Annotated in this window: 18 protein-coding genes and 1 pseudogene; 6 read left to right on the plus strand and 13 right to left on the minus strand. The window is 71.1% G+C overall.

Annotated elements, in window-relative coordinates; all coding sequences use genetic code 11:
- The 8 genes from ABD268_RS16275 to metH all read right to left on the minus strand — a co-directional run bounded on the left by ABD268_RS16275 (nt 1) and on the right by metH (nt 10,641).
- Nucleotides 1–951, minus strand: coding sequence for an ABC transporter permease (locus ABD268_RS16275; RefSeq protein ID WP_344154488.1), 951 nt, complete (start codon nt 949–951; stop codon nt 1–3).
- Nucleotides 948–1,952 (minus strand): ABC transporter permease, encoded by a 1,005-nt coding sequence (locus tag ABD268_RS16280; protein ID WP_344154490.1) that lies wholly within the window; start codon nt 1,950–1,952, stop codon nt 948–950. Before ABD268_RS16280 ends, ABD268_RS16275 begins: the two co-directional genes overlap by 4 nt.
- A 31-nt stretch (nt 1,953–1,983) precedes the next feature.
- Entirely contained in the window at nt 1,984–3,618 is a 1,635-nt protein-coding gene (locus tag ABD268_RS16285; RefSeq protein WP_344154492.1) for an ABC transporter substrate-binding protein, read from the minus strand.
- Between the two features lie 110 nt (nt 3,619–3,728).
- Entirely contained in the window at nt 3,729–4,376 is a 648-nt protein-coding gene (locus ABD268_RS16290) for a response regulator (protein ID WP_344154495.1), read from the minus strand.
- Nucleotides 4,373–5,659, minus strand: coding sequence for a sensor histidine kinase (locus tag ABD268_RS16295; protein ID WP_344154498.1), 1,287 nt, complete (start codon nt 5,657–5,659; stop codon nt 4,373–4,375). Before ABD268_RS16295 ends, ABD268_RS16290 begins: the two co-directional genes overlap by 4 nt.
- 58 nt (nt 5,660–5,717) lie before the next feature.
- Complete coding sequence (locus ABD268_RS16300) at nt 5,718–6,119, minus strand: hypothetical protein (protein WP_344154501.1); 402 nt, start codon at nt 6,117–6,119, stop codon at nt 5,718–5,720.
- A 108-nt stretch (nt 6,120–6,227) separates the two neighbouring features.
- The gene (locus ABD268_RS16305; protein ID WP_344154504.1) at nt 6,228–6,899 is read right to left on the minus strand and encodes an HAD family hydrolase; all 672 of its coding nucleotides are present in this window, start codon (nt 6,897–6,899) and stop codon (nt 6,228–6,230) included.
- 4 nt (nt 6,900–6,903) lie between these two features.
- Nucleotides 6,904–10,641 (minus strand): methionine synthase, encoded by a 3,738-nt coding sequence (gene metH, locus ABD268_RS16310; RefSeq protein ID WP_344154507.1) that lies wholly within the window; start codon nt 10,639–10,641, stop codon nt 6,904–6,906.
- Between the two features lie 202 nt (nt 10,642–10,843).
- On the opposite strand from metH, the gene ABD268_RS16315 reads away from it, so the two are divergent.
- Nucleotides 10,844–11,701, plus strand: a complete 858-nt coding sequence (locus tag ABD268_RS16315; RefSeq protein WP_344154510.1) for a PAC2 family protein — start codon at nt 10,844–10,846, stop codon at nt 11,699–11,701.
- Between the two features lie 12 nt (nt 11,702–11,713).
- Here the strand turns inward: ABD268_RS16315 and mshC are convergent, their stop codons facing one another.
- From mshC to ABD268_RS16335, 4 genes are read right to left on the minus strand one after another with little or no spacing between them, the layout of a single operon-like run.
- Entirely contained in the window at nt 11,714–12,961 is a 1,248-nt protein-coding gene (gene mshC / locus ABD268_RS16320; RefSeq protein WP_344154512.1) for a cysteine--1-D-myo-inosityl 2-amino-2-deoxy-alpha-D-glucopyranoside ligase, read from the minus strand.
- A gap of 24 nt (nt 12,962–12,985) precedes the next feature.
- Entirely contained in the window at nt 12,986–13,750 is a 765-nt protein-coding gene (locus ABD268_RS16325; protein WP_344154514.1) for an SCO1664 family protein, read from the minus strand.
- On the minus strand, nt 13,747–14,325 hold the full coding sequence (locus ABD268_RS16330; protein ID WP_344154516.1) for a DUF3090 domain-containing protein: 579 nt from the start codon (nt 14,323–14,325) through the stop codon (nt 13,747–13,749). The genes ABD268_RS16325 and ABD268_RS16330 overlap by 4 nt, the downstream gene beginning before the upstream one ends.
- 9 nt (nt 14,326–14,334) lie before the next feature.
- Complete coding sequence (locus ABD268_RS16335; RefSeq protein WP_344154519.1) at nt 14,335–15,054, minus strand: histidine phosphatase family protein; 720 nt, start codon at nt 15,052–15,054, stop codon at nt 14,335–14,337.
- A gap of 83 nt (nt 15,055–15,137) precedes the next feature.
- Between ABD268_RS16335 and gvpJ the strand changes: the two genes are divergently transcribed.
- Together gvpJ and corA are read left to right on the plus strand one after the other, a co-directional pair.
- Nucleotides 15,138–15,533: a gas vesicle protein GvpJ gene (gene gvpJ, locus ABD268_RS22840; protein ID WP_425573741.1), complete on the plus strand. Its 396-nt coding sequence runs from the start codon at nt 15,138–15,140 to the stop codon at nt 15,531–15,533.
- 42 nt (nt 15,534–15,575) lie between these two features.
- Nucleotides 15,576–16,556, plus strand: a complete 981-nt coding sequence (gene corA / locus ABD268_RS16345) for a magnesium/cobalt transporter CorA (RefSeq protein WP_344154522.1) — start codon at nt 15,576–15,578, stop codon at nt 16,554–16,556.
- Nucleotides 16,557–16,584: 28 nt separating this feature from the next.
- Here the strand turns inward: corA and ABD268_RS16350 are convergent, their stop codons facing one another.
- Nucleotides 16,585–17,412, minus strand: a complete 828-nt coding sequence (locus ABD268_RS16350; RefSeq protein ID WP_344154524.1) for an undecaprenyl-diphosphate phosphatase — start codon at nt 17,410–17,412, stop codon at nt 16,585–16,587.
- A gap of 133 nt (nt 17,413–17,545) precedes the next feature.
- Here ABD268_RS16350 and ABD268_RS16355 point away from each other — a divergent pair, with 133 nt between their 5' ends.
- From ABD268_RS16355 to ABD268_RS16365, 3 genes and pseudogenes are all read left to right on the plus strand, one after another.
- Nucleotides 17,546–18,493: an aldo/keto reductase gene (locus ABD268_RS16355; protein WP_344154527.1), complete on the plus strand. Its 948-nt coding sequence runs from the start codon at nt 17,546–17,548 to the stop codon at nt 18,491–18,493.
- A gap of 37 nt (nt 18,494–18,530) precedes the next feature.
- A complete protein-coding gene (locus ABD268_RS16360; protein ID WP_180936890.1) occupies nt 18,531–18,713 on the plus strand; it encodes a DUF5703 family protein in 183 nt (60 codons plus the stop codon).
- 465 nt (nt 18,714–19,178) lie between these two features.
- Nucleotides 19,179–19,588 (plus strand): annotated as a pseudogene (locus tag ABD268_RS16365) (hypothetical protein); the annotation flags it as partial.

The raw sequence follows: 19,588 nt of genomic DNA on the forward strand, positions 1-19,588 counted from the left end.
TCATCGCCTCGTCCGGGGGTCGAGGGCCTCGCGCATCGCCTCACCGAACAGCGTGAAGCCGAGGGCGGTGATCGCGATCGCGACGCCGGGGAGCACCGCCAGGCGCGGTGCGGCGTCGAAGCGGTCCTGGGCCGCGACCAGCATCCGTCCCCACTCGGCGACGGCCGGGTCGGACGTGCCCAGGCCCAGGTAGGACAGGGCGGCGACCTCGATGATCGCGGTGGCCAGGTTGAGCGTGGCCTGCACGATGGTGGGTCCGACCGAGTTGGGCAGCACGTGGCTCATCACGATCCGGCCCTTGCGCAGCCCGAGCGCGTCGGCGGCGAGCACGTAGTCGGCCTTGCCCTGGCTGAGCATGGAGCCACGGAGCAGCCGGGCGAAGATCGGCACCTGGGCGGTGCCGATCGCGATCATCACCGCATAGGAGTTCTGGCCCAGCACGGCGGCGATGCTGACGGCGAGCAGCAGGCTGGGGATCGACAGCATCACGTCCACGCAGCGCATCAGGGTGGTGTCCACCCAGGTGCCGAAGCGGCCACCGACCGCGCCGAAGCCGCCGGCGAGGGCGCCCAACGTGGCGCCCGCCACCAGGCCGATCGCGGTCGAGACCACGCCGTACACCAGCGACTGCCGGGCGCCGTAGACCATCTGCGTCCACATGTCGGAGCCGAACCGGTCCAGCCCGAGCCAGTGGTCCTCCGACGGTCCGGGCACCGAGGTCGGGGTCACCTGCCCCGACCACTGCGCCGAGCCGGGCTCGTAGGAGGTCAGCAGCGGTGCGATGAGGGCCAGCACGACGAAGGCCAGCACGATCAGTGCGCCGAGGATGGCGGTGGGGTTGCGACGGAGGCGGCGCAGCGCGCCGCGCCACAGGCTGACGCCGTGGACCTCGGGGTCGACCGCCAGGCCGGCGTCGACCCCTCCGCTCGCCGGGGGTAGCGACAGGCTCACGAGGTCCTCACTCTCGGGTCGATCACGCCGTAGGCGAGGTCGACGAGCAGGTTGATCAGTGAGTACACGACTGCGATGAAGAGGATGAAGCCCTGCAGGACGGGGTAGTCGCGGTGCCCGATCGCGTCGAAGAGGTTCTGGCCGATCCCGTTGAACGAGAACACCGTCTCGGTCAGCACCGCGCCCGAGAACAACAGCCCGGCCTGGAGACCGATCGTGGTGACCACGGGCAGCAGCGCGTTGCGCAGGATGTGCCGCCGGGAGATGACCGCCGACGTGAGGCCCTTGGACTCCGCGGTGCGCACGTAGTCCTCGTGCATCACCTCCGCGACGGAGGCGCGGGTGATGCGCACGATGATCGCCAGCGGGATGGTGCCCAGGGCGATCGCCGGCAGGACCAGGTGCACGGCCGCGTCCCAGGCCGCGTCCCACTCGCGGGTCATCAGCCCGTCCAGAACGTAGAAGTTCGTGATGTGGGTGGCCTCGATGCGGGGGTCCTGCCGCTGCGCGGTCGGCAGCCAGTGCAGGGTGTCGGCGAAGACGAGCTTGAGCAGGATCGCCAGGAAGAACACCGGGGTGACCACCCCCAGGAGCGAGCCGGAGACCACGGCGGTGTCCAGCGCCCGCCCCTGGTGCCGAGCCGCGAGGTAGCCGAGCGGGACCCCCACCACCACCGCCAGCAGCAGGGCCGTGAGGCCGAGCTCGATGGTGGCGGGGAACCGCTCCACGAAGCTGTCCATGACCGGTCGCCCGGTCTGGATCGAGGAACCGAAGTCGCCGTGCAGCAGCGCCTTCACGTAGGTGAAGTACTGCACGAACAGCGGCTGGTCGAAGCCGTACGCCGCGTTCACCCGCGCGATCCCGTCCGGGGTGGCGCGCTCCCCCAGCAGTGCCCGCGCGGGGTCGCCGGGCAGCGCCCGGACCCACGCGAACAGCAGCAGGGAGAGCCCGACCAGCACCGGGACCATCAGGGCGAGTCTTCGCAGCACGAAGCGCAGCATCCGCAGCCTTCCGTCGGTTCTCGAAGGTCCCTCAGCCCAGGCTGATGGTGTTCCAGACCTCGTCCTGGACCGGGCTCGGCTCGTAGCCCTGGACATCGGGTGAGAACGCCAGCGAGGGCACCGGGTGGGCCAGCGGGACGCCCGGGAGGTAGTCCATGACCTCCTGGTTGATCTTCTCGTAGAGCGGCGTCTGCTCCTCGACCGTCGGCAGCCCGCGGGCCTCCTTCAGGTCGTCGAAGAGCTGCTGGTTCTCGAAGCCCCACTCCTTGGTGGAGGTGCCGAAGAAGACGCCGAGGAAGTTGTCGGTGTCGTTGTAGTCACCGGTCCAGCCGAGGAGGTGCAGGCCGTGGTCCTCGGTGCCCTGGATCTTCTCCAGGTAGTCGGGGTCCCACTGGTCGGCGGTCGGCTTGATCTTCAGGCCCACGGCCTCCAGCTCGGTGCGGATCACGTTGAAGGTGTCCTCGGGCTGGGGCATGTACGGACGGCTCACGCCGGTCGGGTAGTTGAACTCGATCGTGGCGCCCTCGGCCCCGGCCTCCTGGAGCAGCTGGCGGGCCTTGTCGGGGTCGTAGTCGTAGCGGGTGACGTCCTCGGTGTAGCCGTTGACCGCCGGCGGGACGAACTCGAGCGCGGTCTCGGTGCCCTCGGGCATCGACGCGCTCACGATCTCGTCCTTGTTGAGCGCGTAGGCGATCGCCTGGCGCACCTTGGGGTCGTCCAGCGGCTTCGCCTTCTGGTTCATGCCGAGGTACAGCACGTTGAAGGGGTCGCGGTTCTCGATCTGGAAGCCCTGGTCCTCCAGCGGCTTGATGTCCGCGGGACCGACCAGGTCGTAGCCGTCGATCTCGCCGTTGGCCAGGGCGTCGGCCCGGGCCTTCGGGTCGTCGATGGCGACGATCACGGCCTTGTCGATGCTGGCCTTCTCGCCCCAGTAGCTGTCGTTCGCGTCGAGCGTGACCTGCTTGCCGCGCTCCCACGACTCGAGCTCGAAGGGACCGGTGCCCACCGGGTGCGCGGTGGAGTAGTCGGTCGTGCGGGGGTTGTTCGCGCCGTCGTCCTGGTACTTCTTCAGCGCCGTGGGGCTCTGCATGGAGAAGGCGGGCATCGACATGGCGGAGACGAACCCGGCGAAGGGCTTCTTCAGGGTGATCGTCGCGGTGGTCGCGTCGTCGGCGGAGCACGAGTCGTAGATCGCCTCGTCGGCCCGGTCCCCGGTCGCGAAGCCGCGGAACAGCGTCGCGTAGTAGTACGTCAGGTCGTCGGTCTGCGCCGACTCGGGCATGTTGTACCAGCGGTCGAAGTTGAAGCAGACCGCATCGGCGTCGAAGACCGAGTCGTCCTGGAACTTCACGTCGTCACGCAGGTGGAACGTGTACGTCAGGCCGTCGTCGCTGACGTCCCACGAGGTGGCCAGCAGGGGCGCCGGGTCGGCCGTGCCGGGCTTGGTGCCCACCAGCCCCTCGAAGATCTGGCGCGAGACGCGGAACGTCTCGCCGTCGGAGGCGAAGAACGGGTCGAGCGAGACGGGCTCGGCGGAACCGGCGAACACGAACGTCCCGCCTCCGCTGCCACCACCGCTGTCGTCGCGCTCGCTCTTCGCGCAGCTGGTGAGCGCGAGGGTCGCGATGGCCAGGACCGCTGTGGCCCGGCCCAGAGATTGCTTCACAGAAGCAGGCACATGTCACCTCGAAGGTCGTGCCCCGGTCTTTTCCCGAGACGGATTCCCGAGACCCTAGCGGGTCCGCGGCGATCGCGCGCCCCCGGCCGGTGGCCGGGTCAGAGCCCGTTGCGCTCGGCCCAGACCGCGGCCTGGGTCCGGTCGGTGACGCCGATGCGGGCGAACGCCGAGGTCAGGTGGGCTTTCACGGTGCGTTCACTGATGTCGAGCCGGCGGGCGATCTGCTTGTTGGCGAGCCCCTCACGCACCAGGCGAAGGATCTCGGTCTCCCGGCTGGTCAGCTGCACCTGGCTCGACCCGGCCCGGATCCCGAGGAGGGTGCGCGCGGCCCGCGGGTGGATCGGCGACCCGCCACGGGTGACGGCGCGGATGCCCTGGAGCACGTCGTCGGGGTCGGCGTCCTTGAGGAGGTACCCCACGGCGCCCGCGTCCAGTGCCGCGACGATGCGCTCGCTGTCGGAGTACGAGGTGAGGACCAGGACGTCGACACCGAGCCTCTCGGCCATGATCATCCGGGTGGCGGCCACCCCGTCGACGTCGGGCATCTGCAGGTCCATGAGGACCACGTCGGGCCGCAGCCGGCGTACCACCTCGAGGGCCTCGCGGCCGTTCTCGGCCTGGCCGACGACCTCGATGTCGGCGGTGGCGGCGAGCAGCTGCTGGAGCCCGGCCCGGATGACGGCGTGGTCGTCGACGACCACCACCCGGATCACGCCCTGTCCGTCGGAAGCCGGGTCACCGCTCACCGGGCATCCACCTCCATCCGCACGGTCGTTCCCTCATGGGGTGAGGATCGCACCTCGAGGGTGCCACCTGCCTCGGCGACCAGGCTCCTGAGGCCGCGCAGGCCGAAGTGCTCGGAGTCCCGGACCCGGGTGGGGTCGAAGCCGACGCCGTCGTCGACGACCTCGAGCGTGAGGTGGCGTCCGTCCCCGCGCACGGTGACCGCGAGGGTGGAGGCGGCCGAGTGCCGCAGCGCGTTGCGCACCGCCTCCTGGGCCACCCGCCAGACCAGCGCCGCACGCTCGTCGGTGGCGGTCTCGGCGCCCTCCACGCTCACCGAGGCCTGGATCCCCGAGGCGCCGGCCGGCGCGGTCAGGTCGGCCAGCGCGGCCGGGAGGCTCTCGGCGCGCAGCTCGGGCGGGTGGATCTCGACGAGCAGCGACCGCAGCGACTTCAGTCCTTCGCGCAGCGACCGGGCCGCCCCCTGGAGGGAGGAGCGGGTCTTCCCGTCCGTGGCGGGGTCGCGGGACAGCGCCGAGAGGGAGAACGCCGTCCCGGCGAGGTCCTGGACCACGCCGTCGTGCAGGTCGCGCGCGATGCGCCGGCGCTCCGCGTCGGAGGCGTCGATGGCGGACCTGAGCAGCTGCTCGCGCTCCTTGCCGGCCCGAGTCAGCTGTCCGGTGAGCACCCGGAGGATCAGGGTGACGACCACGATGAGCAGCAGCAGCGGGCCGACGGTGATCCACCGGAAGGACGAGTAGATCTCCTGGCGCCGGCTCTCGACCTCGTCGAGGGAGGAGTACGCCTCGAAGAGCAGCGCCTTGTGCCGCCTGGGGGTCTCGATCCGGGTGAAGGTGCGCAGGACCTTCCCGGTCTCGGCATCCGCGGGGATGACCTGGTTCCCGGACTCGTCCGACCTCGCGGAGCCGGTGCCACCGTGGTCCAGCACCCGCTCCTGGTCCGCGTCGAGGTGGAGGCGGCGGCCGATCAGCGCGATCTCGTCGGAGTAGACGATCCGACCGGACCGCGACCAGATGACGACGTGCACGATGTCACCCACCAGCAGGCGTTTCAGCACCTTGCGGTCGAACCGGTCGATCGTTCCTGCCCTGCCTGCCAGCAGCTCGTCGGTGACCACGGGCTGCGCGACGGACCTGGCGATGACGCGCGTGGTGCCCCGGGCCTCGGCGGTGGCCTCCGAGCTCGCGGCCCGGTCGGCGAGGAAGCCGGTGCCGACGACGATGGCCGCGACGGTGAGGAGGCCGACGACGAGGAAGAGCGTGACCGGGCTCCGCAGCACTCGCACGATCGGCCTTTCCTCGAGGGGGTGCCCTCAGGATAAGGCGTGGATGCCCGCGGGGACGTCAGGCGTTGACGTCGACCCGGCAGACCTCTCCGGTGTTCTCGTTCTCGGCGCGGAAGACGATGTGGTCGGTGGCTCCGGGGAAGTTGACCATGGTCCGGACGACCTTGAAGGACCTGCCCTCGCCGTCGCCGTCGGCCTTGGCCTCGCCCTTGGCGGAGATGTCTTCCTCGTGCTTGAAGCGCCAGCTCCAGGTGTCGTCGCCGCTGCTGAAGACGATGCCGGTGACCTCGAAGCGGTCGTCGCCGAACGGGTCGACCTTGACCTTGACCTTGCTGGCCTTCTGACAGGGGTCGGTGTCCTTCGCGGTCCCGCCATCACTCGCCACGGCGCTGGGCGCCACGACAAGGGCCGCTGCGCTCAACACGAGGCTGAGCACGATGGCGGGACCGCGTCGGAACATGTGACCTGCTTCCTGGACCCTCAGGAAACGGTGTCGGTCCCCCGAGGGCTCAAGCCTCCGACAAGACTGGTGCATGGCGCCATTGTCCGGTGGTACTAGGACCAATGACTAGTCCCGCATGGTCCACCCGGACGCGAAGATCTCGACCAGGTCGGCCCCGGCGAGCGAGTCGGCGAAGACCCGGCGGACGCCGTCGAGCACCGGCACGTGGTTCGGGACGACGAGGACGGTGCAGCCGGCGGCCTCGGCCGACCGGGCGCCGGTGTTGGAGTCCTCGACCGCCAGGCAGTACGACGGGTCGACGCCCAGCAGCGAGGCGGCCTTGAGGTACGGCTCCGGGTGCGGCTTGCCCCGGGACACGGCGTCGCCGGTCACGATCGCCTCGAACGTCGAGGACGGCAGGGCCTCGAGGATGGGCGCGACGAACCGCCGGTAGGACATCGTCACCAGCGCGCAGGGGATCTCCTGCTCCCCGAGGTCCTCGAGGAGGTCGACGGCCCCCGGCCGCCAGGGCACCTGGTCGGCGACCCGGGCGACGACCCCGTCCAGGAGCTCCTCGACGATCTGGGCGGGCTCGAGGTCGATGCCCATGTGCTCGCGGATGTAGCGGCCGGACTCGATCAGGTCGTTCCCGACGAGGTTCAGGGCGTGCTCGTGGCTCCACTTGCCACCGTGCCGCGCCGCGAGCTCGAACTCGACGTCGATCCAGTAGGGCTCCGTGTCGACCAGCGTCCCGTCCATGTCCCAGAGGACGGCGTGCGGACGGCGGGTGTCGGCCAAGGTGTCAGTCCTCCGGGTCGTAGCCGAGGTTCGGCGAGAGCCAGCGCTCCGCCTCGGTCAGGGTCCAGCCCTTGCGCTCCGCGTAGTCCGCGACCTGGTCGCGCCCCAGGCGACCCACCACGAAGTACTGGGACTGCGGGTGGCTGAAGTACCAGCCCGACACCGCGGCGCCGGGCCACATCGCCATGCCGTCGGTCAGCTCGATGCCGGTGGCGGCCGTGACGTCGAGGAGCTGCCACAGGGTCCGCTTCTCGGTGTGCTCCGGGCAGGCCGGGTAGCCGGGCGCCGGCCGGATGCCGTGGTACTTCTCGGCGATCAGGTCCTCGTTGTCGAGCTGCTCCTCGGGCTCGTGACCCCAGAATTCCGTGCGCACCCGCTGGTGCAGGCGCTCCGCGAAGGCCTCCGCGAGCCGGTCGGCCAGCGCCTCCAGCATGATCGCGGAGTAGTCGTCGGCCTCCTTCTTGAAGGCGAGGATCCGGTCCTGCGCTCCGAGCCCCGCCGTGACGGCGAAGGCGCCGACGTGGTCGGCCAGGCCGGTCTCGCGCGGTGCGACGAAGTCGCCCAGCGAACGGTTCGGGACGCCCTCCCGGTGGTCGCCCTGCTGACGCAGGTTGTGCAGCGTCGTGAGGACCTCGCTGCGCGACTCGTCGGTGTAGACCTCGATGTCGTCGCCTACGGCGTTGGCCGGGAAGAAGCCGAACACGGCGTTCGCGGTCAGCCACTTCTCCTCGATGATGCGCGCCAGCATCGCCTGCGCGTCCTCGAACAGCGCCCGCGCGGTCTCACCCGTCGTGGGGTTGTGGAGGATGTCGGGGAACTTGCCCTTCATCTCCCAGGCGTTGAAGAACGGCTGCCAGTCGATGTAGTCGCGGAGCTCGGCGAGGTCGTACTCCTCGAGGACGTGCGTGCCCGGTGTCCGGGGCGCGGGCGGCTCGTAGCCGTCCCAGACGACCGGCGTGCGGTTGGCCCGGGCCTGCTCCAGCGTGACCATCGGACGGTCGTGCTTCGTGGCGTGCCGGGCGCGCAGCGAGTCGTAGTCGTCCTTGATGCCGGCGAGCAGCTTCGGGCGCTGGGCATCGCTGAGCAGGGCCGCGAGCGTGGGCACCGAGCGGGAGGCGTCCTTCACCCAGACCACGGGGCCGTCGTACTTGCCGTCCACCTTGACCGCGGTGTGCGCCCTCGACGTCGTGGCACCGCCGATCATCAGGGGGATCTCGAAGCCGCGGCGCTGCATCTCGGCGGCGACGTTGACCATCTCGTCGAGCGAGGGCGTGATCAGGCCGGACAGGCCCACGGCGTCGGCGCCGATCTCCACTGCCGTGTCCAGGATCTTCTGCGCCGGCACCATCACGCCGAGGTCGACGACCTCGTAGTTGTTGCACTGCAGGACCACGCCGACGATGTTCTTGCCGATGTCGTGGACGTCCCCCTTGACCGTGGCCATCACGATCGTGCCGTTGGTCTCCTTGGCGGTGGCGTACTCGGGGTTGTCGAGCTTCTCCTGCTCGATGAAGGGGATCAGGTAGGCGACCGCCTTCTTCATCACCCGCGCCGACTTCACCACCTGGGGCAGGAACATCTTGCCGGCCCCGAACAGGTCGCCGACCACGTTCATGCCGTCCATCAGGGGCCCCTCGATGACCTCGATGGGGCGGCCGCCGCGCTCGGCGATCACGGCGCGCAGCTCCTCGGTGTCGTCCTCGACGTGGGCGTCGAGGCCCTTCACCAGCGCGTGCGTGATCCGCTCCCCCACGGGGAGCGCGCGCCACTCCTCCTCGGCAGCCTCCTGAGCCTCGCCGGTGCGGTTGTGCTGCTCCGCGATCTCCAGCAGCCGCTCCGCGGCGTCCGGGCGGCGGTTGAGGATCACGTCCTCGATCCGGGTGCGCAGCTCGGGCTCGACCTCGTCGTAGACCGCCAGGGCGCCGGCGTTGACGATGCCCATGTCGAGACCCGCCTCGATGGCGTGGAACAGGAACACCGCGTGGATGGCCTCGCGCACCGGGTTGTTGCCCCGGAACGAGAAGCTCACGTTGGAGATGCCGCCGCTGACCAGGGCACCCGGGAGGTTCGCCTTGATCCACCGGGTGGCCTCGATGAAGTCCCGGCCGTACGACGCGTGCTCCTCGATGCCCGTCGCCACCGCGAAGACGTTGGGGTCGAAGATGATGTCGTCGGACGGGAACCCCACCTGCTCGGTGAGGATGCGGTAGGCCCGCTCGCAGGTGGCCTGACGACGCTCGAGGTTGTCGGCCTGTCCGTCCTCGTCGAAGGCCATCACGACCGCGGCGGCGCCGTACTTGCGGCACAGCGTGGCCTGCTCGACGAACTTCTCCTCGCCCTCCTTCAGCGAGATCGAGTTGACGATCGGCTTGCCCTGCACGCACCGCAGGCCGGCCTCGATGACCTCCCACTTGGAGGAGTCCACCATCAGGGGGACCCGGCAGATGTCGGGCTCGCTGGCGACCAGCTTCAGGAAGCGGTCCATCGCGGCGACGCCGTCGATCATCCCCTCGTCCATGTTGACGTCGATGACCTGCGCGCCGTTCTCGACCTGTTGGGCCGCCACCGTGAGGCCGGTGTCGTAGTCGCCCGCCTTGATCAGGTTGCGGAACCGGGCGGAGCCGGTGATGTTCGTCCGCTCGCCGACGTTGACGAACAGGCTGTCGGAGGTGATCGTGAGCGGCTCGAGCCCGGCGAGGTGCATGCCGGGCCGGTGCTCGGCCGGCACCCGGGGGGTGGCGCCGCGGGCCGCCTCGGCGATCGCCTCGATGTGGGCCGGGGTGGTGCCGCAGCAGCCGCCCAGGATGTTCACCAGTCCGCTGGCGGCGAACTCTCCCAGCGTCTCGGACATCTGCTCGGGCGACTCGTCGTACTCGCCGAAGGCGTTGGGCAGGCCGGCGTTGGGGTGGCTGGACACGAACGTGTCGGCGAGGCGGGCGAGCTCGGCGACGTAGGGGCGCATCTCGGCCGCCCCGAGCGCACAGTTCAGCCCGACCGCGAGCGGCTTCACGTGCCGCACCGACGTCCAGAACGCCTCGGTCACCTGGCCGGAGAGGGTGCGTCCGGAGGCGTCGGTGATGGTGCCGGACATGATGACCGGCCACCGGCGGCCGTGCTCCTCGAACAGCGTCTCGAGGGCGAAGACGGCCGCCTTGGCGTTGAGTGTGTCGAAGATCGTCTCGACGAGGAGCAGGTCCGCTCCCCCGTCGACCAGGCCCCGGGCCTGCTCGAGGTAGGCCTCGACCAGCTGCTCGTACGACACGTTGCGCGCGCCGGGGTCGTTGACGTCCGGCGAGATCGACGCCGTGCGGTTGGTGGGTCCGAGCGACCCCGCCACGAACCGGGGCCGGTCCGGGCTCTCCGCCTCGTCGCACGCCTCGCGAGCGATCCTGGCCCCGGCGAGGTTGATCTCGTAGGCGAGGTCCTCCATGCCGTAGTCGGCCTGGGCGATCGAGGTCGCGGTGAAGGTGTTGGTCTCCACGATGTCGGCGCCCGCCCGGAGGTACTCGCGGTGGATCGACCGGATCATCTCCGGCTGGGTGAGGTTGAGCAGGTCGCTGTTGCCCTTGACGTCGCGGTCCCAGTCGGCGAAGCGGTCGCCGCGGAACTCGGACTCGCCCGGCTCGAAGCCCTGGATCAGGGTGCCCATGGCGCCGTCGAGCAGCAGGATCCTGTCGCGCAGGAGGCCGCTGATCGCCTCGGTGGCATCGGGGCGCAGGGACGGTGCCGACGACTGGGGCAACGTGACTCCTCTCGTGGGCACCGGCCGGATCGGGACGGCGGCGTCCGTCCAGCGTAGGAACAGCGTCCAACACGTGGACGCGCTGTCCACATGCTGTACGCCCTCATCGTGACACCGCGGGAGGGGGCGGGTGAAATCCCCGATGCGGGGTAGCAGTGCCGAAGGGCGCCGTCGGCGGGCCCCGGGTGACTAGGCTGGAACCGTGATCGAGATCGACGACGCACCCGACCTGGTCGACCCCGTGGTCATCGCGGCCTTCGAGGGGTGGAACGACGCCGCCGAGTCCGCCTCGTCCGTGGTGGACCACCTGATCAGGGTCTGGGGCGCGCGCGTCGTCGGCGCCATCGACCCCGAGGACTTCTACGACTTCCAGGTCAACCGGCCCGTGGTCGGCACCGACGAGCTCGGGCACCGCAGGATCACCTGGCCGAGCACCCAGATCGCCATCGCCTCACCCCCGGATCTCGACCGGGACGTGATCCTGGTCCGCGGCATCGAGCCCAGCATGCGCTGGCGCCAGTTCTGCGCCGAGCTGCTCGCGGCGTGCGACGAGCTCGGTGGCCAGCTGGTGGTCACCCTCGGTGCGCTGCTGGCCGACACGCCGCACACCCGGCCCATCCCGGTCACCGGCACCGCCACCGAGCCGGAGCTGGTCGACCGGCTCAAGCTGGAGCAGTCGACCTACGAAGGGCCGACCGGGATCGTCGGGGTCTTCCAGGACGCCTGCGTGAAGCTCGACATGCCCGCGGTGTCCTACTGGGCCGCGGTCCCCCACTACGTCGCCCAGCCGCCCTGCCCCAAGGCCACGCTGGCGCTGATCGGCCAGCTGGAGGACCTGCTCGAGGTCAGCATCCCGCTCGGTGACCTGCCCGAGGACGCCCGGGCCTGGGAGCGCGGCGTCGACGAGCTCGCCGAGGAGGACGAGGACGTGGCCGACTACGTGCGCGCCCTCGAGGAGACGCGGGACACCACCGACCTGCCAGAGGCCTCCGGTGAGGCGATCGCGCGGGAGTTCGAGCGCTACCTCAAGCGGCGGGGCGACGAGGGCGAGCCCGGCTGAGCTGAGGCAGCCTCAGCGCAGCCAGAGCGCCAGCCCGAGCGCGGCGTCCAGCAGCGGGAGGACCGTGATGGCCGCGTCCGGGTCGCTGGTGTCCGCCAGCCCGTCGGTGCCGAGCGTGGCGGCCGCCCAACGGTCCACGGCCGCGGTGGCACGCGGCGCGTCCAGGTCGTCCGCCAGCGCCGCCAGGACCTCCTCCACCACCGGTCCGGCCGGGGCTCCGGCGCCCAGGGACAGGGCCCGGCGCCAGCGGTCCAGCGTGTCGACCGCCGTCCACAGCTGGTCGTCGGTCCACTCCCAGTCCGAGCGGTAGTGGTGCCGCAGCAGCGCCAGCCGGATCGCCATCGGGTCCACGTCGCTGTTGCGCAGGGCCGAGACGAAGACCAGGTTGCCCCGCGACTTCGACATCTTCTCGCCGTCGTAGGCCACCATCCCGGCGTGGGCGTAGGCCTGGGCGAAGCGCGCGTCGGGCGCGGCCACCTGCGCGTGGCCGGCCCCCATCTCGTGGTGCGGGAAGACCAGGTCGCTGCCGCCGCCCTGGACGTCGAAGGCGGCGCCGAGGTACTTCATCGCGATCGCGGTGCACTCGATGTGCCACCCCGGGCGGCCGCGTCCCCAGGGGCTCTCCCAGGCCGGCTCCCCGGGGCGCTGCGCCAGCCACACCACGCAGTCGAGCGGGTCCTTCTTGCCCTCGCGGTCGGGGTCGCCGCCGCGCTCGGGGAAGATCCGCAGCATCTCCTCGCGGTCCCAGCCGGACACCTCACCGAAGGCGGGATCGGCGGTCACCGAGTAGTAGAGGTCGTCCTCGACCCGGTAGAGCACGCCGAGGTCGTCGAGGCGCCGGATCAGGTCGATGATCATCGGGATGGCCTCGACCGCACCGATGTAGTGCGCCGGCGGGAGCACCCGCAGCGCCGTCATGTCCTGGCGGAAGAGCTCGGTCTCGCGCTCGGCGAGCTCGACCCAGTCGACGTTGACCTTCTCGGCCCGCTCGAGCAGCGGGTCGTCGACGTCGGTGACGTTCTGGACGTAGGTCACGTCATGGCCGGCGTTGCGCCAGGCGCGGTTGAGCAGGTCGAAGCCGACGTACGTCGCGGCGTGGCCGAGGTGGGTGGCGTCGTACGGCGTGATGCCGCAGACGTAGAGCCGGGCCGGGCCGTGCGGCGTCGTCGTGACCAGGCGGCCGGTGGCCGTGTCGTGGACGGCGACGGGCGGACCCGGGACGGACAGGGTGGGGATCTCCGGGGACTGCCACGCTCGCATGCCCGGAAGCCTAGCCACCGGGGGTCAGAAGGGTGGCCACGGGATGGCCGGCCACTCCCCGCGGGGGGCGGGCATCGAGCCTCGCGCGACCAGCCGGTCACAGCGTCGGGCGATCGCGTCGATCTCGGGCTCGGTCAGGTGGAATCCCAGGGCGTCGCCCAGATCACCCCCGAGGGCGGCGCGCAGCCGGCTCACCGCCGCGATCTCCGCATCCGTCAGGCGCTCGCCCAGCCACCCCCACAGCACGGTCCGGAGCTTGTGGTCGGTGTGGAACGTGACCCCGTGGTCGACGCCGTAGCGGTGCCCGTCGCTCATCTCCAGGACGTGCCCGCCCTTGCGGTCGGCGTTGTTGACCACGATGTCGAAGACGGCCATCCGTCGCAGCGGTGGCGAGTCCTCGTGGACGAGGCTGACCGGCTGGTCCTGGCCGTCGAGGCCGTCGAACACCCGGCGGTAGCCGGGCGGCACCCGTCCCTCGGGCACCAGCGTCACCGCCTCCTGGTCCGGGTCCGGGTCCGGCTCCTGCCAGCGCTGCACCATGCCGAGCCCGTGCGGTCCCTCGCGCAACCAGGTCTCGGGCACCACGTCCCACCCGATGGCCTCGGAGACGAGGTACGCCGCGACCTCCCGGTCGGCGAGCGTGCCGTCCGGGAAGTCCCACAGCGGCCGCTCCCCCGCCACGGGCTTGTAGACCACCCGGACCTCGCCGATCTCACCGACGAAGGTGGCGTTCGAGGCCGGCATGATGCGGCCGTGGAGGACCAGCTCGTCCTCCACCAGGTCGATCACGGGTCGCGGCGGCGGAACCCGTTGGCCCGCACGCAGAGATGGCCCTCCGGGTCGATCGGGTTGCCGCAGAACGGGCAGCTCGGCCGTCCGGCCTCGAGCACCTGCGCGGCGCGCTTCACGAACGCCCGGGCGGCACCGGCCGGGATCCGCACCAGGAAGATCTCCTCGGGCTCGGGCTCCTCGAGCTCCTCGTCGACCTGGTCCGGGGACAGCACGGCCGCCTCGGTGAACGGGAAGACCTCGATCACGATGCGCTCGTCGTCGGGGTCCCACGACAGCGTCATGGTGCCGGCGCGGAACTCCTCCTCGATCGGCTGCTCCAGCGGGTCGGCGTCCTCGAGGCCGAGCGGCGCGACCGCCGGGATCATGGCTTCGTTGAGCTCACTGGCCATCACCTCGTCGAGCAGCTCGTCGATCCGCTCCGCGAGCGCGGAGACCTGCTGCTTCTCGAGCGCGACGCTCACCAGGCGCGCGCCGGCGCGGGCCTGGAGGAAGAAGGTGCGCGAGCCGGGAGGGCCGACGGTGCCCGCGACGAACCTCTCCGGCGGGTCGAATCCGTGGACGAGGGGTGCCATGGCACCACCCTAGGGGCGCGGCGGAAGGGGGCCGGGTCCGGCACCGCCTCCCACCGCCGCATCGGTCCGACGTCGGGCCTTCCGGCCGGGCTTCGTGGCCAGCCAGGACAGGTCCCCCTCGTGCGTGTTGGTGGCGAGCACGTAGGGGCGCGCCGAGGTGTAGCGGATGATCGACATCGACGCGGGGTCGACGTTGAGCCGCTGGAACAGGTCGAGGTGCATGCCGAGGGCGTCCGCCAGCACGGACTTGATGATGTCCCCGTGGCTCACCGCCACCCAGACCGCTCCGACGCCGTGCGTGGCCTCCACCGCGGCGTCGTGGCGGCGTACGGCGGCCACGGCGCGTGCCTGCATCGCCCCCAGCGACTCACCACCCGGGAACGCGGCCGCCGAGGGCTGGGACTGCACGGTCGCCCACAGCTTCTCCTTCGCCAGGTCCTTGAGGGCCCGGCCCTGCCACTCCCCGTAGTCGCACTCGGTGATGCCCCGTTCGGTGGCCACGGTCAGGGGGCCCGTCTGGGCACCCATGATGGTCTTCGCGGTCTGCCGGCACCGCTCGAGGGGGCTGCTGACCACGGCGGCCAGCGGCACCGGAGCCAGCCGGTCGGCGGCGCGGGCGGCCTGGCCCTGACCGGTCGGGTCGAGCTTCACACCGGCGAGCCGGCCGGCCAGGACCCCCGTCGCGTTCGCGGTCGTCCGGCCGTGCCGCACCAGGATCACGGTTGCCATGTCGTGGAGCGTAGTGGGGCTGGGGAACAGTCGCGTGGCACCCCGGCGGCATGCTTCGGCGCCGGAGCGGGCACCATGACGTGATGGCAGCGTCCCGCGACGGCGGTTACCTGGCGAGGCCCGCGCCGAGCGGGCTCGCCGACGTCATCGAGATCATCCTCGACAAGGGCATCGTCATCGACGCCTACGTCCGTGTCTCGCTGCTGGGCATCGAGCTCCTGACCGTCGACGCCCGGGTCGTCGTCGCCAGCGTCGACACCTACCTGCGGTTCGCGGAGGCCACCAACCGCCTCGACCTGCGCGAGCAGGTCGGCACCACCGTTCCCGACCTGGTCGAGGACGCCGCCGGTGCCGCCATCGAGCACGTGGCCGGCCGGGTCGTGGAGAAGAAGGTCGAGCGCGTCAAGGACGCCGTCACCGAGAAGGTGGCGGACGTGCGCGACAAGGCCCTGGACATCGTGACGCCCGGTGACGACTGACGAACCCCGCCACCCGCGCTGCTGTGCGGCTAAGGTCTGCCCGTGATCGTCGACAGTGCTCTGTACCGCAAGGGTGTCCGCGTCGAGGTCGACTGCTCGCGGGAGGACCTGCACGAGCTGCGGGCCGAGATCGCCGACGACGGCGACTTCGCCTGGGTGGGACTCCACCAGCCCACCGAGGCCGAGCTCGAGGACGTCGCGGTGGCCTTCGGGCTGCACCCGCTGGCCGTCGAGGACGCTTTCAAGGCCCACCAGCGGCCCAAGCTCGAACGGTACGACGACACCCTGTTCATGGTCCTCAAGACGCTCTGGTACGTCGACGAGGAGGACGCCGTCGAGACCGGTGAGGTCAACCTGTTCATCGGGTCGGACTTCATCGTCACCGTGCGGCACGGCGTCGGCTCCGACCTGCACGCCGCCCGCAGCTTCCTCGAGTCCGACGAGTCCGTGCTCAACCACGGGCCCTCCGCGGTCGTGTACGCCGTGTGCGACAAGGTCGTGGACGGCTACATCGACGTCGTGGCCTCCCTCGAGGAGGACGTCGACGAGGTCGAGGAGTCGGTCTTCTCCCCCGCGCGCACCAACGACGAGGTGCGGATCTACACGCTCAAGCGGGAGATCGCCGAGGTACGCCGCGCCGTGCTGCCGTTGCGCGACCCGATGCGCCGCTTCGCGACCGGCTCGGTGCCGGGCATCGAGGAGGAGACGGCGCCGTTCTTCCGCGACGTCGCCGACCACCTCACCCGCGCCGCCGAGGTCGTGGACAGCCTGGACGGCCTGCTCTCGACCGCGTTCGACGCCCACCTCGCCCGCATCTCCGTGCAGCAGAACGAGGACATGCGCAAGATCTCGGCCGGCGTCGGCCTGGTCGCGGCCCCGACCCTCATCGCGGGCGTCTACGGCATGAACTTCTCCCACATGCCCGAGCTCCGGTGGCACCTCGGCTACGCCTTCGCGATCGCCCTGATGGTGCTGTCGTCGGCGGGCCTGTGGGTCTGGTTCAAGAAGTCCGGCTGGCTCTGACCCCCGCGGTCGTCGAGCCGGTCGGGGCTCAGGTCGCGGACATCACGCCGGACCCGAGCAGCGCGAGCAGCAGCAGGCCGAGCGCGACCCGGTAGGGCACGAACCAGGCGATCGAGTGGTGGGCGACGAAGCGCAGCAGCCACGCGATCGCGGCGTACGCCACCACGAACGAGACGAGCGTGCCGACGAGGGTCTCCCCCACCCCGATGTCGCCGCCGAGGGCGTCCTTGAGCTCGAAGAGCCCGGCGGCCAGCAGGGCCGGGATCGAGAGGAAGAAGCTGAGCCGGGTGGCGGTGACACGGTCGAGGCCGCGCAGCAGGCCGGCGGAGATCGTCGCGCCGGAGCGGGACACTCCAGGGACCAGCGAGAACACCTGGACCACCCCGACGACGATCGCGTCGACCATGCTCAGCTCGCGCTCGCCGCGCAGCTGGGTCGCGACGCGCTCGGCGAACCACATCACCGCGCTCCAGCCGACCAGGCCGGCAGCGACCACCCACAGCGACCGCAGGTCGCCGGTGATCACGTCCTTGAGCAGCAGGCCGGCGATGCCGACCGGGATGCTGCCCACGATGACGTACCAGCCCATCCGGTGGTCGAGCTGCCCGCGGTACTCCGGCTTGACCAGGCCCAGGGTCCACGCCCGGATGATGTTCCAGATGTCCTGGGCGAAGTACACGATGACCGCGGCGATCGCGCCCATCTGGATGACGGCGGTGAAGCCGGTCACGGCGGGGTCGGCGACGTCGAGGCCGAGCACCTTCTCGGCGATCGTCAGGTGGCCGGTGCTGGACACGGGGAGGAACTCGGTGAGCCCCTCCACGATGCCGAGGATCACGGCGTCGAGGTAGTTCATCGCCTGGCTTTCCGCTCGGGGCCCACGGGAGGGGATGACGGGTCGGCCTGCATCGGCCGCCGAACAGAGTACGCAGTGTCCTGAACGGCGAGCCGCAGACCCACCGTCAGGGCGCTGCGACTACCTTGTCGCCATGCAGCAGCGGTCTGTCGGCGCCACCGGTCTCAAGGTCTCCCGGCTCGGCCTGGGCACCATGACGTGGGGACGCGACACCGACGAGCACGAGGCCCGGGACCAGCTCATCGCGTTCGTGGAGAGCGGCGGCACGCTGCTCGACACCGCGGCCGGGTACGGCGGCGGCGCCTCCGAGGAGCTGATCGGCAGCCTGCTCGGCGACGTGGTTCCCCGCGACGAGCTGGTGCTGGCGACCAAGGCCGGCATCGGGGCCAGCCGCGGCGGGCGCCAGTACAACACCTCCCGAGGGCACCTGCTCACGACGCTGGACGCCTCGCTGCGCCGGCTCGGGGTCGACCACGTCGACCTGTGGCAGGTCCACATCTGGTCCGACGAGACCCCGCTCGAGGAGACGCTCTCCGCCCTCGACATCGCGGTGACCTCCGGGCGCGCGTCGTACGTCGGGGTGTCGAACTACTCCGGCTGGCAGACCGCCCAGGCCGCCACGTGGCAGCGCGCCGTCCCCGGACGGGCGGTGCTCGCCTCGACCCAGGTGGAGTACTCCCTGCTCAACCGATCGATCGAGCAGGAGGTGCTGCCCGCCGCCGCGGCCCTGGGCCTCGGCGTCCTCCCGTGGTCACCACTGGGCCGGGGCGTGCTGACCGGGAAGTACCGCTCGGGCACGCCGTCGGACTCCCGGGCCGCCTCCTCCCACTTCGCGGGCTTCGTGGGCGTCTACCTCGGCGACCGCGCCGGGCAGGTCGTCGAGGCGGTCGCGCGAGCCGCCGACGGGCTCGGCTGGACGCCGCTCGAGGTCGCCCTGGTCTGGGTCCGGGACCGGCCGGGGGTCACCGCCCCGATCGTCGGCGCCCGCACCGCCACCCAGCTCAAGGGCGCCCTGGGGGTGGAGGAGCTGGCCCTGCCGCCGGAGATCGTCGAGGCGCTCGACGACGTGTCCGGGGAGTGACGTGAGTCGCGCCCACCCCCGCCCGCCGTCCCGTGGGGTGGAGTGGGAGTTCGACCGGGTGACGTTCTCCCGCGAGTTTCCGCGCAACGTCGTCACCAAGCTGCTCGTCGAGCGCGCCGAGCACGGCGGCTGGGAGCTCGACCGGGTGCGGATCGGCGCCGACGGCACCCGCAGGGTGGTGCTGCGGCGCAAGATCATCCGCGCCGTGCGGACCGCCTGACTCCGGCTCCCGCCTGAGGGATCGAGCCTGACGCGACCGCGACTCCGGTGGTCGTGGTGCGAGGCGCGGAGCCTCGAGACCCCTGCCGGCGGCCTGCTGCTCGCGGGTGGTGGCGGTCCTTGGCAGCTACGCGGAGCGGGTACGTCGTGGGTTGCGGTCGCTGTCCGGCTCGCGGTCTCCCGGCCTTTGTCGGCGGTCGAGCGTCCTCGGTGGTCGAGCTTGTCGAGACCACGCCACCCGGATCGCCCCCGGTGGTCGAGCTTGTCGAGACCACGCCACCCGGATCGCCCCCGGTGGTCGAGCTTGTCGAGACCACCCCATCCCGGTCGGCCCCCCGGTGGTCGAGCTTGTCGAGACCACGCCACCACCCGGGTCCGAGAAGTTTTACTTTCCGATTTCCCCAGACCCGCTCAACCACGCGGTCTTCGGGGCCGCACTGTCGGTGCCCGATGCTTGGATTGATCCATGCTCGAGGTGGACGCGATGGGACAGCCGGTGATGGTCGAGGACCTCGACCCCGACTGGCTCCTCGCCCTGCTCGACGACGCCAAGATCGCCGCCCGGGTCGCCGAGCGATCCAAGCTCCGGCTGGCCGCGCAGTGGTGCGTGCGGCACCCCGCCACCACCGACACCGGCGTGGCCACCTGGGCCGGCGACGCCCTCCCGGGCGTGCTCAATGCGGATGAGTCCCTCGGCGGGGAGGGCACCCCCGCGGTCTCGGCGTTCGCGCCCGAACCGGTCGCCGCCACCCTCGGGGTCTCCACCCTGGCCGGGATGAAGCTGATCGCCGACGCCCTCGACCTCCAGCACCGCCTGCCCCGGATCTGGCGGCTCGTCGAAGACCTGAGGGTGGATCCGTGGAAGGCCCGGCACGT

It is taken from the genome of Nocardioides koreensis (genome assembly GCF_039531775.1).
GTDB lineage: Bacteria > Actinomycetota > Actinomycetes > Propionibacteriales > Nocardioidaceae > Nocardioides > Nocardioides koreensis.